Source organism: Ramlibacter albus (assembly GCF_014297445.1).
Lineage (GTDB): Bacteria > Pseudomonadota > Gammaproteobacteria > Burkholderiales > Burkholderiaceae_C > Ramlibacter > Ramlibacter albus.
The window spans coordinates 297,932-313,048 of record NZ_JACORU010000007.1; the positions used below are offsets into that span (position 1 = coordinate 297,932).

The 15,117-nt window shown below is 68.2% G+C and carries 15 protein-coding genes; 7 read left to right on the top strand and 8 right to left on the bottom strand.

What is annotated here, in order from left to right; genetic code table 11:
* The first annotated feature begins 40 nt into the window (after positions 1 to 40).
* The 5 genes from H8R02_RS19775 to H8R02_RS19795 are packed head-to-tail and all read left to right on the top strand — an operon-like array spanning position 41 to position 6,796.
* Positions 41 to 2,572, top strand: coding sequence for a PAS domain-containing sensor histidine kinase (locus H8R02_RS19775; RefSeq protein WP_187083194.1), 2,532 nt, complete (start codon positions 41 to 43; stop codon positions 2,570 to 2,572).
* Entirely contained in the window at positions 2,569 to 3,195 is a 627-nt protein-coding gene (locus H8R02_RS19780; RefSeq protein ID WP_187083195.1) for a response regulator transcription factor, read from the top strand. Before H8R02_RS19775 ends, H8R02_RS19780 begins: the two co-directional genes overlap by 4 nt.
* Complete coding sequence (folD, locus tag H8R02_RS19785) at positions 3,195 to 4,046, top strand: bifunctional methylenetetrahydrofolate dehydrogenase/methenyltetrahydrofolate cyclohydrolase FolD (protein ID WP_187083196.1); 852 nt, start codon at positions 3,195 to 3,197, stop codon at positions 4,044 to 4,046. The genes H8R02_RS19780 and folD overlap by 1 nt, the downstream gene beginning before the upstream one ends.
* A 31-nt stretch (positions 4,047 to 4,077) precedes the next feature.
* On the top strand, positions 4,078 to 6,099 hold the full coding sequence (locus H8R02_RS19790; protein WP_187083197.1) for a M3 family metallopeptidase: 2,022 nt from the start codon (positions 4,078 to 4,080) through the stop codon (positions 6,097 to 6,099).
* A 37-nt stretch (positions 6,100 to 6,136) separates the two neighbouring features.
* On the top strand, positions 6,137 to 6,796 hold the full coding sequence (locus tag H8R02_RS19795) for a glutaredoxin domain-containing protein (protein WP_187083198.1): 660 nt from the start codon (positions 6,137 to 6,139) through the stop codon (positions 6,794 to 6,796).
* Here the strand turns inward: H8R02_RS19795 and rpiA are convergent.
* On the bottom strand, positions 6,793 to 7,464 hold the full coding sequence (rpiA, locus tag H8R02_RS19800) for a ribose-5-phosphate isomerase RpiA (RefSeq protein WP_187083199.1): 672 nt from the start codon (positions 7,462 to 7,464) through the stop codon (positions 6,793 to 6,795). The genes H8R02_RS19795 and rpiA overlap by 4 nt on opposite strands.
* A gap of 34 nt (positions 7,465 to 7,498) precedes the next feature.
* Here rpiA and H8R02_RS19805 point away from each other — a divergent pair, with 34 nt between their 5' ends.
* On the top strand, positions 7,499 to 8,557 hold the full coding sequence (locus H8R02_RS19805) for a quinone-dependent dihydroorotate dehydrogenase (protein WP_187083200.1): 1,059 nt from the start codon (positions 7,499 to 7,501) through the stop codon (positions 8,555 to 8,557).
* Here the strand turns inward: H8R02_RS19805 and H8R02_RS19810 are convergent.
* Complete coding sequence (locus tag H8R02_RS19810; RefSeq protein WP_187083201.1) at positions 8,540 to 10,588, bottom strand: TonB-dependent receptor family protein; 2,049 nt, start codon at positions 10,586 to 10,588, stop codon at positions 8,540 to 8,542. The genes H8R02_RS19805 and H8R02_RS19810 overlap by 18 nt on opposite strands.
* Positions 10,563 to 11,675: an NAD(P)/FAD-dependent oxidoreductase gene (locus H8R02_RS19815; protein ID WP_187083268.1), complete on the bottom strand. Its 1,113-nt coding sequence runs from the start codon at positions 11,673 to 11,675 to the stop codon at positions 10,563 to 10,565. The genes H8R02_RS19810 and H8R02_RS19815 overlap by 26 nt, the downstream gene beginning before the upstream one ends.
* A gap of 77 nt (positions 11,676 to 11,752) precedes the next feature.
* On the opposite strand from H8R02_RS19815, the gene H8R02_RS19820 reads away from it, so the two are divergent.
* The gene (locus tag H8R02_RS19820) at positions 11,753 to 12,241 is read left to right on the top strand and encodes a Crp/Fnr family transcriptional regulator (RefSeq protein ID WP_187083202.1); all 489 of its coding nucleotides are present in this window, start codon (positions 11,753 to 11,755) and stop codon (positions 12,239 to 12,241) included.
* A gap of 8 nt (positions 12,242 to 12,249) precedes the next feature.
* Here the strand turns inward: H8R02_RS19820 and H8R02_RS19825 are convergent, their stop codons facing one another.
* The 5 genes from H8R02_RS19825 to H8R02_RS19845 all read right to left on the bottom strand — a co-directional run bounded on the left by H8R02_RS19825 (position 12,250) and on the right by H8R02_RS19845 (position 15,104).
* Positions 12,250 to 12,777, bottom strand: a complete 528-nt coding sequence (locus H8R02_RS19825; protein ID WP_187083203.1) for a YkgJ family cysteine cluster protein — start codon at positions 12,775 to 12,777, stop codon at positions 12,250 to 12,252.
* Positions 12,778 to 12,829: 52 nt separating this feature from the next.
* Positions 12,830 to 13,186 carry a hypothetical protein gene (locus tag H8R02_RS19830; protein ID WP_187083204.1) on the bottom strand — a complete coding sequence of 119 codons (357 nt, stop codon included), beginning with the start codon at positions 13,184 to 13,186 and terminating at the stop codon, positions 12,830 to 12,832.
* A gap of 133 nt (positions 13,187 to 13,319) precedes the next feature.
* Entirely contained in the window at positions 13,320 to 14,282 is a 963-nt protein-coding gene (locus H8R02_RS19835; RefSeq protein WP_187083205.1) for a TAXI family TRAP transporter solute-binding subunit, read from the bottom strand.
* 74 nt (positions 14,283 to 14,356) lie between these two features.
* The gene (locus tag H8R02_RS19840; protein WP_187083206.1) at positions 14,357 to 14,839 is read right to left on the bottom strand and encodes a BON domain-containing protein; all 483 of its coding nucleotides are present in this window, start codon (positions 14,837 to 14,839) and stop codon (positions 14,357 to 14,359) included.
* 46 nt (positions 14,840 to 14,885) lie between these two features.
* The gene (locus H8R02_RS19845) at positions 14,886 to 15,104 is read right to left on the bottom strand and encodes a hypothetical protein (protein ID WP_187083207.1); all 219 of its coding nucleotides are present in this window, start codon (positions 15,102 to 15,104) and stop codon (positions 14,886 to 14,888) included.
* Positions 15,105 to 15,117: the final 13 nt, after the last annotated feature.

Consider the following 15,117-nt stretch of genomic DNA (forward strand, 5'->3'; position numbering starts at 1 on the left):
TGGGTTTTACGTAGCCAGCCCGGCCTACACTAGCGGTTTGATGCAAGACAACCTTCCGGCCCCGGACCAAGAGCCCGAGCCCGCCGCCCCGCCCGCCTGGTGGCGGCACTGGTGGCGGCGCCAGACGCCGACCCGCCAGGACCGCTTCGCGATGCTCGCGCCGCTCGCCGCGGTGCTGCTCTTCCTCGCCGCCATCGTGTCGGCCTTCTGGTACCTGCGGCTGGAGGAGATGGACCGCGAGCAGGAGGCCGTCAAGCGCGACGTCGAGTACGCGCAGCAGCGCGTGCGTTTGCGCCTGCTGGAGCGGCAGGAGCAGCTGATGCGCCTGGCGCGCGACGTGGCCAACAAGGAGGTGGACCCCGAGGAGTTCATGGGCCGCGCCGAGTCGATGGTGGTGCAATACCCGGAGCTACAGGTGCTGACGTGGATCGACGAGCGGCGGCGCATCAAGGCCACCTACTCGGCGCCCAGCGTTTCGAGCAACAACATGCGGGCCAACGGCGAGATCCTGCGGCCGGGCGAAACCGAGAGCATGTACAGCCTGGCGCGCGACCTGCAGCAGCCGGTCTATTCGCAGCCCGCGGCGGGTGCCGAGCGCGGCCTGCTGCAATTGCACGTGCCGATGACCGACCAGGGGCGCTTCGGTGGCGTGGTGCTCGGCGAGTATTCGATCGACGGACTGCTGCGCTATGGCGTACCGGCCGAAGTGGCCGCGAAGTACGCCGTGGCGCTGCTCGACGGCAAGGGCCGCGTGATCGCGGGCACCTCGGTGCCGCCGCGCAACCCGGCGACGCAGTTGCTGCCGTGGGCCGCGCAGCCCAACGAATACGAAGTGCCCGTCTCGCCCGTGGGCAACGGGCTGATCCTGCGCGCGCAGGCGTATCGCACCGGCCTCGGCGTGATCGGCAGCGGGTTGTTCTGGCTGGTGGGTGCGCTCTCCGCGATGACGGCGTGGATGCTGATCGCGAACTGGCGGCACACGCGCCGCCGCGTGCAGGCGCAGCACGCGCTGGTGGCCGAGACCAACTTCCGCCGTGCGATGGAGAACTCCATGCTCACCGGCATGCGCGCGCTGGACCACCAGGGCCGCATCACTTACGTGAACGCCGCGTTCTGCCAGATGACGGGCTGGAGCGAGGCGGAGCTCGTGGGCCGCACGCCGCCCTTCCCGTATTGGCCCGACGAAGACCGCGACATGCTCGCGGCGCGCCTCGAAGACGAGCTCAACGGCCGCACCGCGCCGGGCGGCCTGCAGGTGCGCGTGAAGCGCCGCGACGGTTCGCTCTTCGATGCGCGTTTGTACGTGTCGCCGCTCGTGGATGCCAAGGGCCACCAGACCGGCTGGATGACGTCGATGACGGACATCACCGAGCCGAACCGCATCCGGGAGCAGTTGCAGGCGTCGCACGAGCGCTTCACGACCGTGCTGGAAGCATTGGATGCATCTGTTTCCGTCGCGCCGCTCGGCAGCGAAGAGCTGCTCTTCGCCAACAAGCTCTATCGGCTGTGGTTCGGTGGGCAGGCCGCGGGCCACTTGCAGATGGTGGCGCAGGCTGGCGTTCCGGCGCAGCGGCCCGAACAGACGCTCGACGACGTCGACGCGTTCGCCGGACTGCCGACCGGCACCCTCACGACCGCGCAATCGGAGAACGCGGAGATCTACGTGCCCGAGCTCGGCAAATGGCTCGAAGTGCGGTCGCGCTACCTCAACTGGGTGGACGGGCGCCTCGCGCAGATGGTGATCGCCACCGACATCACGCCGCGCCGCCACGCGGAAGAGCAATCGGCCGCGCAGGCCGAGCGCGCGCAATCCGCCAGCCGCCTCGTGACCATGGGCGAGATGGCCTCGAGCGTCGCGCACGAGCTCAACCAGCCGCTCACCGCCATCCTCAACTACAGCAACGGCCTCGTCTCGCGGATCAAGAGCAAGCAGATCAACGAGGAGGACCTGCTGGCCGCGCTCGACAAGACGGCACGGCAGGCGCAGCGCGCGGGCCAGATCATCCAGCGCATCCGCTCCTTCGTGAAACGCAGCGAACCCAACCGCACGCCGTCGGACGTGCACGTGATGGTGAACGAGGCGCTCGAGCTCGCCGAGATCGAGCTGCGCCGACGCAACGTTCGCCTGTCGCACTACGTCGCCGCGCGCCTGCCCAAGCTGATGGTGGACCCGATCCTCATCGAGCAGGTGCTGGTGAACCTGCTGAAGAACGCCGCCGAATCCATCGAGCACGCCAAGCGGCCCGCGAGCCGGCGCAGCGTGGAGCTGCGCGCGATCCCGAAGCAGGTGGACGACCAGCAGGTGGTGGAGTTCTCGGTGCTCGACTCGGGCTCGGGCCTCGCGCCCGAAGTGATGGACCGGTTGTACGAGGCCTTCTTCTCGACGAAGGTGGAAGGCATGGGCATCGGCCTGAACCTGTGCCGCAGCATCGTGGAGTCGCACCACGGGAGGATGCACGCGGAGAACATCTACAATGGGGTGGAAGTCGCCGGGTGCCGTTTTTCCTTCTGGATACCGGTCTCCGGCGCTATCAATACAGTAGCAGGCAAGGACGCCGGGGTGACAGTATGAGTTTGATTCCCAAAAAGGGAACCGTGTACGTCGTCGACGACGACGAGGCCGTCCGCGATTCGCTGCAGTGGCTGCTGGAGGGCAAGGACTACCGCGTCCGCTGCTTCGACTCCGCCGAATCCTTCCTCGCCCGCTACGACCCGCGCGAGGTGGCCTGCCTGATCGTCGACATCCGCATGGGCGGCATGACCGGGCTGGAGCTGCAGGACCGTCTGGTCGAGCGCAAGTCGCCGCTGCCCATCGTCTTCATCACAGGCCACGGCGACGTGCCGATGGCGGTGAACACGATGAAGAAGGGCGCGATGGACTTCATCCAGAAGCCCTTCAAGGAAGACGAGCTGGTGTCGCTGGTCGAGCGCATGCTCGAGCGCGCGAAGGACACGTTCGCCGAATACCAGTCGCAGGCCAGCCGCGACGCGCTGCTGTCCAAGCTGACCTCGCGCGAGGCGCAGGTGCTCGAGCGCATCGTCGCGGGCCGCCTGAACAAGCAGATCGCCGACGACCTGGGCATCAGCATCAAGACGGTGGAGGCGCACCGCGCCAACATCATGGAGAAGTTGAACGCCAACACCGTGGCCGACCTGCTGAAGATCGCGCTCGGCCAGACACCCCCGAAAGCCTGATGGCCGCACAGATCATCGATGGCAACGCGCTTGCCAAGCAGGTCCGCGCCGAAGTCGTGGGCCGGGTCGAAGCGCTGAAGGCCCGCGGCGTCCAGCCGCACCTGGCCATCGTGCTCGTGGGCGAAGACCCGGCCAGCCAGGTCTATGTGAAGCACAAGGTCAACGACAGCGAGCAGACGGGCCTGAAGGCGACGCTGGAGCGCTACCCGGCCACGCTCGCCGAAGCGCAGCTGCTCGAACGCATCCACGCGCTCAACGCGGACCCCACGGTGCACGGCATCCTCGTGCAGCTGCCATTGCCGAAGCACATGGACAGCCACAAGGTGATCGAGGCGATCTCGCCGGCCAAGGACGTCGACGGTTTCCACGTGTCCAGCGCCGGCGCGCTGATGGTGGGCCAGCCGGGCTTCTGGCCCTGCACGCCGCACGGCTGCCTGAAGATGCTCGAGTCGATCGGCTACGACTTGAAGGGCAGGAACGCCGTGGTCATCGGCCGCAGCAACATCGTCGGCAAGCCGATGGCGATGATGCTGCTGGCGAAGGACGCCACCGTGACGATCTGCCACAGCCGTACGAAGGACCTCGCCTCTTTCACGCGCAACGCGGACGTCGTGGTCGCGGCCGTCGGCAAGCGCAACGTGCTGACCGCCGACATGGTCAAGCCCGGCGCCGTCGTCATCGACGTGGGCATGAACCGCAACGACGAAGGCAAGCTCTGCGGTGACGTGGACTTCGCCGGAGTTTCCCAGGTTGCCGGCTGGATCACGCCGGTTCCCGGCGGTGTGGGCCCGATGACGCGCGCGATGCTGCTCGTCAATACGATCGACGCCGCGGAGCGCGCCACACGTTGAAACGCGCGCTCGTGCCGCAAAATACGGCAGCATGAGCAACGCCCTCCTCGATTTCAACGACCTGCCCTTGTGGGACAAGGTCCAGCCGGCCGACGTCGGCCCCGCCGTCGATGAACTCCTTGCCCAGGCCGACGCGGCGCTGGAGCAGGTGACGAAACCCGACTTCCCCACCGAGTGGAACGCGATCGCCAAGGTGCTCGACACCGCCACCGAGCGGCTCGGCCGCGCCTGGGGCATGGTGGGCCACCTCAACGCCGTGGCCGACACGCCCGAGCTGCGCGCCGCGTACAACGCCGCCCTGCCCCGCGTCACCGAGTTCTGGACGCGCCTGGGCGCCGACGAGCGCCTGTACGCCAAGTACAAGGCCATCGACGTGCGGCAGCTCAACGCCGAGCAGAAGCAGGCGCACAAGAACGCCATCCGCAACTTCGTGCTTTCCGGCGCCGAGCTGCAGGGCGCGGCCAAGGAGCGGTTCGCGCAGATCCAGGAGCGGCAGGCCGAGCTGGCGCAGAAGTTCAGCGAGAACGCGCTCGACGCCACCGACGCCTTCTCGTACTACGCGAGCGCGGAAGAACTCGAAGGCGTGCCCGAGGACGTGGTGCAGGCCGCGCGCGCCGCTGCAGAAGCCGAAGGCAAGGCCGGCCACAAGCTCACGCTGAAGATGCCGAGCTACCTGCCAGTGATGCAGTTCGCGCGCAACCGCCAGTTGCGCGAGCGCATGTACCGCGCCTACGTCACGCGCGCCAGCGACCAGGGCGACGCGAAGTTCGACAACAGCGAGCTGATGCGCGAGATCCTCTCGCTGCGCCGCGAAGAGGCGCAGCTGCTTGGCTACAAGAATTTCGCCGAAGTCTCGCTCGTGCCGAAGATGGCGCAGTCGCCCGAACAGGTGGTCACCTTCCTGCGCGACCTCGCGAAGCGCGCGCGGCCGTATGCGGAGAAGGACCTGCAGGACATGCGCGAGTTCGCCGCGCAGAAACTCGGCATCGCCGACCCGCAGGCCTGGGACTGGTCCTTCATCGGCGAGAAGCTGAAGGAGGAGCGCTATGCCTTCAGCGAGCAGGAGGTGAAGCAGTACTTCACCGCGCCCAAGGTGCTGGCGGGCCTCTTCAAGATCATCGAGACGCTGTTCGAAGTGGCGATCCGCCGCGACTACGCGCCCGTGTGGGCGCCGACGGTGGAGTTCTACCGCATCGAGCGCGAAGGCAAGCTCGTGGGCCAGTTCTACCTGGACCCCGACGCGCGCACCGGCAAGCGCGGCGGCGCGTGGATGGACGACGTGCGCGCGCGCTGGGCGCGCCCCGACGACGGCAAGCTGCAGACGCCGGTGGCGCACCTCGTGTGCAACTTCGCCGAAGGCGTCGAAGGCAAGCCGCCGCTGCTGACGCACGACGACGTCATCACCCTCTTCCACGAGTCGGGCCATGGCCTGCACCACATGCTCACGCAGGTGAACGAGCGCGACGTCTCGGGCATCAGCGGCGTGGAATGGGACGCGGTGGAACTCCCGAGCCAGTTCATGGAGAACTTCTGCTGGGAATGGGGCGTGCTCAAGCACATGACGGCGCACGTGGACACCGGCGAGCCGCTGCCGCGCCCGCTCTTCGACAAGATGCTGGCCGCGAAGAATTTCCAGAGCGGCCTGGGCACGCTGCGGCAGATCGAGTTCGCGCTTTTCGACATGCTGTTGCACACGGACCACGATCCGTCCGCCGACTTCATGCCGCTGCTCGAGAAGGTCCGCGACGAGGTCGCGGTGCTCAAACCGCCCGCGTTCAACCGCATGGCGCATACTTTCAGTCACATTTTCGCGGGCGGCTACGCGGCCGGCTACTACAGCTACAAGTGGGCCGAAGTGCTTTCCGCCGACGCGTACGCCGCGTTCGAGGAAACAGCGGGTAATGACGGTATGCCCAGCGTGGAAACGGGTAGAAAATACCGCAGAGCCATACTCGAGGCGGGCGGCAGCCGGCCGGCGATGGAGTCGTTCAAGGCCTTCCGCGGCCGCGAGCCCACGCTGGACGCCCTGCTGCGGCACCAGGGCATGGCCTGACGACCGAACAGAACCAAAGACGTTGGAGTAACCCGAGATGTTCCAAGCGCGACCCGTGGTTGGCGCGGCCCTGCTGGGGCTGGCGGCTCTGTGCAGCATCGGTGCCGGGGCGCAGACGATCTACCGCATCGTCGGCCCGGATGGCAAGGTCACGTTCTCCGATCGGCCGCCCGAAGACGCGAAAGCCAAGGCCTCGCTCGCGCCGACGGTGAGCGGCGCGAATAGCACGCAGAGCCTGCCGTTCGAGCTGCGCCAGCCCGCCCAGCGCTACCCCGTCACGCTGTACACGGCCGCCAACTGCGCACCCTGCGGCAACGCGCGCAACTTCCTCTCCTCGCGCGGCATCCCGTTCACCGAGCGCACGGTGGGCAGCAACGAGGACATCGAAGCCTTGCAGCGCCTGGCCGGGTCGCCGACGGTGCCCTTCGCCACCATCGGCGCGCAGCAGCTCAAGGGATTCTCGGAATCGGAGTGGTCGCAGTTCCTCGACGCCGCGGGCTACCCGAAGACGTCGATCCTGCCCGCGGGTTATCGCAACCCGCCGCCCTCGCCGCTCGTGGCGGTGCAGGCACCCACGCAGCCACGCGCGCAGGGTGGTGACGGGCAGCAGCCCACGGCGCAGAACACGCCGGGGCAGCAACAGCCGCCGCGGCCGCCGGCCGAGAACCCGGACAACCCCGCCGGGATCCGGTTCTAGAACTCCAGCGTCTTCACGCCCGCCGCCGTGCCCAGCAGGCACACGGCGGCCTTCTGGTGCGCGAACACGCCCACCGTCACCACGCCGGGCCACTGGTTCACTTCGCTTTCGAACGCGAGCGGATCGCCGATCGCGAGCCCCGTCACGTCGAGGATGTGCTGGCCGTTGTCCGTGACGAGCGGTGCGTTGTCCTTCATGCGCAGCTTCGCGGTGCCACCCTTCGCAGCGAAGAGTGCCGTGATGCGCTTCGTGGCCATGGGGATCACTTCCACCGGCAACGGGAACTTGCCCAGCGTGTCCACCAGCTTCGACTCGTCGGCGATGCACACGAAGCGCTTCGACTGCGCCGCGACGATCTTCTCGCGCGTGAGCGCCGCGCCGCCACCCTTGACCATGTAGCCGCGGCGGTCGATCTCGTCGGCGCCGTCGATGTACACGGAGAGTTCGCCCACCTCGTTGGCATCGAACACCTGGATGCCCAGCGCGCGCAGGCGCTCGGTGGAAGCGTTGGAGCTGGAGACCGCGCCGGGGATCTTGTCCTTCATCGCCGCGAGCGCATCGATGAACTTGTTGACCGTGGAGCCGGTGCCCACGCCGACGATCTCGCCCGGCACCACGTATTGCAGCGCGGCCTGCCCGACCAGCGCCTTCAGTTCGTCCTGCGTCATTTGCGACAATCCTTTCGAAGCAAGGGATTATCCGATGTCGCTGTTGCCCTATTCGCTGGCCCGCCCGTTCCTGTTCGGGCTCGATGCCGAGGTCGCGCACGAGCTCACGCTCGGCTCGCTCGCGCGCGTGCAGGGCACGCCGCTCGCGCTGGCGTATCGCAACAGGTTCGTGGACGACCCTGTCGAGCTCGCCGGGCTGCGCTTCCCCAACCGCGTGGGGCTCGCCGCCGGGCTGGACAAGAACGCGCGCTGCATCGACGGGCTCGGTGCGATGGGTTTCGGTTTCGTCGAGGTGGGCACCGTCACGCCCAAGCCGCAGCCGGGCAACCCCAAGCCGCGCATGTTCCGGCTGCCGCAGGCGGATGCGCTGATCAACCGGCTGGGCTTCAACAACGACGGGCTCGAGGCTTTCATCGGCAACGTCAAGCGCTCTTCCTTCCGCTCGCGCGGCCGGTTGCTCGGGCTGAACATCGGCAAGAACGCGGCGACGCCGATCGACAAGGCCACGTGCGATTACATCGTGTGCCTCGAAGGCGTGTACCCGCACGCGGACTACGTCACCGTCAACATCTCCAGCCCCAACACGCAGAACCTGCGTTCGCTGCAGAGCGACGAGGCGCTGGACGGCCTGCTCTCCGCGCTCGCGCGCCAGCGCGAGGCGCTGGCCACGCAGCATGGCCGACGCGTGCCGATGTTCGTGAAGATCGCACCGGACCTGGACGAGAAGCAGGTGGAAGTGATTGCGGCGACGCTGCGGCGGCAAGGCATGGACGGCGTGATCGCGACCAACACCACGATCGCGCGCGATGCGGTGAAGGGCTTGCCGCATGCGGAGGAAACCGGGGGCCTGAGCGGGGCGCCGGTGCGCGAGATGAGCAATCGCGTGATCTCGCAACTGCGTGCTGCATTGGGACCCGGCTTCCCGATCATCGGCGTAGGCGGCGTCATGAGCGCGCAGGACGCCGTGGACAAGGTGCAGGCGGGTGCGGACGTGGTGCAGATCTACACCGGCCTCATCTACCGCGGGCCACAGCTTGTCGATGACGTCGCGCGTGCGCTGAAGCGGATGAGCGCTTCAAAGAGCCCTGCGTAGGGCGAGCTTCAGGCTGTATTGCCGCCCCGGCGCCGGCTCGAAGAATCGCGAATTGCCTTCGTTCACGATCACCGATCCCGCATAGCGGCGGTCCGTGACGTTGTCCACGCGCAGCGTCGTGTCCAGCGTCCAGTCGCCCATGGGCTTGCGCCAGCCTGCGTGCAGGCCGAACGTGGTCCACGAGCCGGCAGCATCGCTGTTCGCATCGTTCACGAACACCTTCGCAGAACGGCGAAGCTCCGCGCCCGCGCGCCAGCCCTGCGCGGGTTCGTACGCGAGGTCCACGCCCGTGAACGAACGCGCGATGCCGGGAATGCGATTGCCCGTGTCGTCGTACTTCGCCGAGATCCACGTCTGCGCCACCTGCGCGCGCCAGTCGCGCGCGAACTCGAGCGCGGCGCCGAGTTCCGCACCGCGACGCGACGTCTCACCCGCATTGCGGAAGGTGCTGCGCCCGCCCACGTTGGACTGGGTGACGATCTCGTCCCGCGTACCCACATCGAACACCGCCGCCGACCACTCGTAGCGCAGCGTCGCATCGCGCGCCGAACGGCCCTTGAGCCCCGCCTCGATGTTGCGGCTGCGCGCGGGCTTGAGCGCGAAGTTCAGCCCCGCACGCCCGTCCGGCCGATACGCCAGCTCGTTGAACGTCGGCGTCTCGAACCCCTTGCCCGCCGACGCATACGCATGCAGCCGCGGCGAGAAATTCCACATCGCGGCCAGCACCGGCAGCGCCGCGCTGTAGCTCACCGACCCGCTGTCGTCGCCGTTGGTGCCGACGATGTAGCGGTCGCTGGAACGGAAGCGCACGCTCGAGTGGCGCACGCCGGCAGTGAGGGTCCACGCATCGGACGGCTTCCACACGGCCTGCACGTAGGGGTCGAGGTTCGTCACGTCGTTGCGCTCGTCGCGCCGCAACGCGCCCTGCACGCCGAGCGTGGAGCCGACGAAGTTCTGCCAGCCGCGGCGATCCTCTTCGAGTGCGTCGTACGAAAGCCCCGCCACCGCTTCCAGCGGCCCGCGCTTCGCGGTCCAGCGCACGTCCACGCCACCATAGCGGCGCGTGAGGTCGATCATGCCGCCGGGGTGCAGCGGGTTGGCCTGCGCCGCCGCGGGGATCGCCTGGTATTGGTCGGTGCCGCGCTCGCCCGTGTAGACCATCACGCGCAGCTTGTCGTCGCCCGCGATGCGCCGCTCGTGCACGAGCCCCACCTGCGACTGATGAACGGTCTTGCGCGTGTTGAACGTGAGCGCATTCGCATCGACACCGCGCGGGTTCGCATCGAACTGCGCGCGCGACAGGCCCAGCGGGTCGTCGGCGCGCAGGTCGAGGATGTTGGCGACGAACATCCATTCGCCGCCGCCTTGCGGCTTCCAGTCGAGGCGCAGGTTGCCGACGCTGCGCTCCGCCGCGCTGTGGTCACGCCAGCCATCGGTGGAGAAGCGGCTTGCGCTCGCGCTGACACCGACGGCACCTGTCGCACCCGTCACGCGCAGCGCGGGCTTGAGCAGGCCGTCGCTTCCAGCAACGACCGAGCCCGTTACCGCACCGCGCCCCTCGCCCGCCTCGGTGAACATCTGCACCACGCCGCCCGACGAGTTGCCATACAGCGCGGAGAACGGCCCGCGCAGCACTTCCACCCGGCTCGCCGACGACAGGTCGAAGTGCGAGAGCTGGCCTTGCCCGTCGGGCATCGTGGCCGGTACACCGTCGACATACAGCCGCACGCCGCGCACGCCGAACGTGGAGCGCGCGCCGAAGCCGCGGATCGACAGCTGCAGGTCCTGCGCGAAGTTCTGCCGGTCGCGCGCCGTCACGCCCGGCACGAAAGCCAGCGCCTCGGACAGCTGCACTTCGGCGCGCCCCGACGCGCGCAGGCGCTCGCCGTCGATCACGTCCACCGACGCAGGCACGTCGAAAGGCGCGGCCTCGGTCCGCGTCGCCGTGACCGTCACTTGCGGCAGCACTTGTGCCGCGGCAGCGCCGCACGCGAGCGCGCCCGCGCTAGCGAAGAATCTCGCTCGCCACATATTCGCCGATCGCCAATGAACTCGTGAGCCCCGGCGACTCGATGCCGAACAGGTTCACCAAACCGGGCACGCCGTGCAAGGCCGGCCCGTCGATGCGGAAGTCCGGGGCCTTCTCGCCCGGGCCGTAGATCTTCGGCCGCACGCCGCTGTAGCTGGGTGCCAGCGCGCCGTCCGGCAAGGCGGGCCAGTAGCGCCGCACTTCCGCATAGAAGCCTTCCGCCCGCGCGGGGTCCACCGCGTAGTCGATCTGCTCGGGGCTGCGCACGTCGAGCCACTCGAGGTCCGGGCCGAACTTCGCCTGCCCGCCCAGGTCCAGCGTGAGGTGCACGCCCAGCCAGGCATCGGCCGGCGCGGGGTAGATCAGGCGCGTGAACGGCGCCTTGCCCGCGAGGCTGTAGTAGTTGCCCTTCGCGAAGAACTCGCGCGGAATGTGGCGCGCATCGAGCCCGTCGAAGCGGCGCGCGAGCGCGGGCGCATGCAGCGACGCAGAATTCACGAGGACGTTACAGGCCAGCTCGCTGCCGTCCTGCATTTGCACGACGTGCGGGCCGCTGCGCGACAACACCGCCGATTTCACCGGCGAACCCAGGGCCACCATGCCGCCGGCGGATTCGAGGTCGCCCTGCAGCGCGAGCATGAAGCCATGGCTGTCGACGATACCCGTCGTGGGCGACGACAGCGCCGCCGTGCAGCGCAGTGCCGGCTCCAGCGCCACGGCCTGCGCGGCGGTGAGCCACTCCACCGGCACCCCGTTGGCGGCCGCGCGGTCCGCTAGCGCGCGCAAGCCCGCGGCCTCTTCCTCGGTGTTGGCCACCACCAGCTTGCCGCAGTTGCGGTGCGGCACGCCATGGCTTGCGCACAGCTCGTACAACAAGGCCTTGCCGCGGACGCACATGCGCGCCTTCAGCGAGCCGGGCGTGTAGTACAGGCCGGCGTGGATCACCTCGCTGTTGCGCGAGCTCACGCCCTGGCCGATGGCGCCCTCGGCCTCGGCCACGATGGTTTCGCGGCCGGCCCCAGCCAGCGCGCGCGCCACCGCCAGGCCCACCGCCCCGGCGCCGATCACCAGCGCATCAACGCTGTCCATCATCAAAGGTAGGGAGATTCATGCGTCGATTGTGGCCCAGCGGCACCATAATCGGGGCGAGGCGGAGGCTCACCACAATGAATGCATTCCTGGTGCCCAAGAAGCCGGACATCTCCCGGCTGGTCGAAGCAGTGCGCGCCAACACGAGCGAGGACACGTTGTCGCGGTTCATGCCGGACTCGGCGTGGGACGTGGTCGCCGAATACCTGTCACCCGAGAAGATCGAACGAGGCCACGTGCTCATCGCGCAGGGCGCGCTGGACCGCACGCTCTACTTCGTGGAAAGCGGCATCCTGCGCGTGCACCGCGGCCACCACAACGCCGAACTGCAACTGGCCGTGCTCGGCCCCGGGGCCGTCGTGGGCGAAGGCGCATTCTTCTCGCACGTCGAGCGCAGCGCCACGGTGCAGGCCACGCAGCCCACCGTGCTGTGGGCACTGACGCCGCGCCGTTTCGACAAGATGAGCAAGGCTCACCCGGAGGCGGCGCTCGCGCTGTCGATGGCGCTGGGCGCCGTCGTGTCCACGCGCATGCTCAACGTCGCGCGCAAGATCAGCATCACGTAGTCACGCCGTCACGAAAGCGCGTTGCGCCACGCCACCGCGTCGGCCGACGCGGTGTCGCCCTGGAAGATCAGGTCCGCCAACGGCTTGCGCGGGTGCACGAGCCGCATCTCGCCATCCTTGGACAGCCACACGGGTACGTGCACCGAAGCGCGCGCGAGGTAGTCGATGACCTGCTCCACCTTGGCGAGGTCCACGGTGGATGGATCGCGCAGGTAGCGGCCGACGAAGTAGCGGCGCTCGAACGGGTTGGCGCTTGCGGATTGCGCCTCGTACGAGAACATCACGCCCAGCAGGTCGGGGCGGAAGTCCTCGGGGATTTCCGGCGCACGCATCCAGGTGCACAGCCACTCGCGGCACACCTGCGGGCGCTGCTCGTAGATGCCGCAGCCCTTGCCGGTGCAATTGGGGCACAGCACGCCGGACTGTTTCTGCAGCTGCGGCGAATCGATGCGCAGGGCCTGGCAGCAGGCCACGCACTCGCCGCATTGGCGGGGCGCGGGCTTCGCCGGCTGGAGGTTGTAGCGGACCGAATACATGGGACGGCGCGAGCGTAGCAGACGCACGCGGCCGCCCCTTTGCGAATGCCGCTTACTCGCCCGAAGCGGACACTTCGCGCGTGGAGCGGTTGTAGCGGATCGTGATCTTGTCCAGCTCGCACAGGTCGACGTTCTCCCACGTCACCTTGGAGTTGTCGTCGTCGAACACGACCTGGATGTCCTGCTTGCAGGCGGCCTTGTCCGAGAACGCGAAGCGCTTGGACTTGCCGTTCTCCAGCATGCCGTCGCCCATGCGGTCGCGGCCCCAGTTGTTGCTCTTCGTGGGCGAGATGTAGACCTCGCGGATGTCGTAGCCGGTGCGGTTGACCAGCGTGAAGTCGGCATCGCCGGCGTGGGCGGCCACGGCCAGCGCGCTGGCGGCCAGCGCGAAAAGGAACTGCTTCTTCAAGGGAACCCTCTTGTTTGAACTTCTGCGCGACTTTGCGCATGGCGATGCTGCCGCGCATTGCAACAAGATGCAACAGAAATGCGCGTAACAGGCTAATCCCTGAGGGGTTTGCGCCACGCCACTGCGACGGGCATCACTTCAACCCCGCCACCCCCTGCTGCTGGTAGTACTTCAGCGCGCCCGGATGGAACGGGACGCTCGTGTTGTGCACCGCGTTGGCCGCGCGCGTCGGGCCCGCGAGCGCATGCAGCGCCGTGGGGTCCGCCACCGAAAGGACGGTGCGGGTGATCCAGTACGCGTCGGCCTCGGGGAAGTCCTTGTGGACCAGCGCGAAGTTCCAGGCCGACACGCTGCGCAGCGCGGTGGCCTGCCCTTTGTACGTGCCCGGCGGCACCGCGGACTCGCCCAGGTAGGGGAACACGCGCCGCACGGCCGCCACTTCGTCGCCGCTGAAACCGAAGACCACGGCATCGGCCGCGTCCGCGACGGTCTTGATGCCTGGCACGGGTATCGCGCCGCCCTGGAACATCGCGTCGATGCGTCCTGCGATGACGCTTGCGGCCAGTTCTGCCGGCGTGCCGTTGATGGGAACGAAGTCCAGGCCGACCGCGGCGGCAAAGCCCTTGAAGTAGACCTCCGAGGGGCCGCCCGAAGGGCCGACGCCCACGCGCTTGCCACGCAAGGAGCTCATATTCGTGATGCCGCTCGATCGCAGCGCGACGGCCTGGTACGCCGCTTCGTACATCGGGAATAGCGCGCGCAGGTTGTCGTGCTTCACGCCCTGTGTCCACGCGGCCTGGCCGGTGTACGCCTCGTGGGCGGTGCTCATGAGGACCAGCGCCATGCCCTGCGGGTCGGCGTTGATGCGCCGTGCGTTTTCCACCGAGCCCGTGGTCTCCACCGGCGCGGCCTTCAGGCCGGCGGCCGTGAGGTGCGACGCGATGCCTTGCGCATAGGGCAGGAAGACACTGCCACTGCCGGCGGCGTAGATGCCCACCTGGGCCAGCGTGGGCGGCGGCGCGGGCGTCGAGCACGCGGTGGCGAGCAGCGCCGCGCAGGCGACAAGGCAGGTGGCGAGGGTTCGGTGGATGGCCATGGCGTTCTCCTCTCTCGGCGGAGCCATGGTGGCAGCGCGCCTGCCGGGCTTCAACACCTGCCGTCGCCTCGTGGCTAACGCGATTCGTACGGCGGTTTCGAGCTGGTGCCGACCATCCACTGCCCGATCACCGCTTCGACGTCGTCGATCTGGCGCACCGCCGCTTCCAGCGCGGCGCCCTGCTCCGCGCTGCGCACGCAGCCTTGCACCGTGACCCATCGCCGCTGCACGGTGACCCAGATGCTGGTGTCGTCGAAGCGGCCATCGGCGCGGATGTATTGCAGCGCGCGCGGGAAGATCTCTTCGTCGTAGCGATAGGCGTTGGGCAAGCGGCAGCGGCCGGAGCGGTAGCAGCTGGTCCCGCGTTCGGCGCGCCAGTGCGCTTCGCGGCGGGCTTCGTCGTCGGTGAGGAGCGGGCCGGTGGGGACGGGGCACGCGGGGAAGCCGGAGGTGGCCTGGCCGAAGGGGTCGTTGAAGGCGTTGGTTCGGGGTTGCTGGGCGAAGGCGGGGAGGATCGACAGGAAAGCGAATGCGGCGGCGATCAGGTTCGATGACATGGCGAGGCGATTTCCTTCCGTTCGTCGTCTTCTTGGGTTCGATGACTCAGACGGGGGGAAACGGCGGGCCGCGCCACTTCCTCCACACCCACACCAGACCTGTGTAGTAAGCGAACTGGACGACCACAAAGCAGAAGACAAACTCGCCCGCGCTGAACATGTACCGGCCGTCCAGGAACATGAAAGGCACCAGCAGGAAGACGGGGAAGAAGCCCGCGTGCAGTGCGGCCGGGTAGATGAGCAGCCCCAGCGCGGACAACGGCACGCCGACGCCGAAT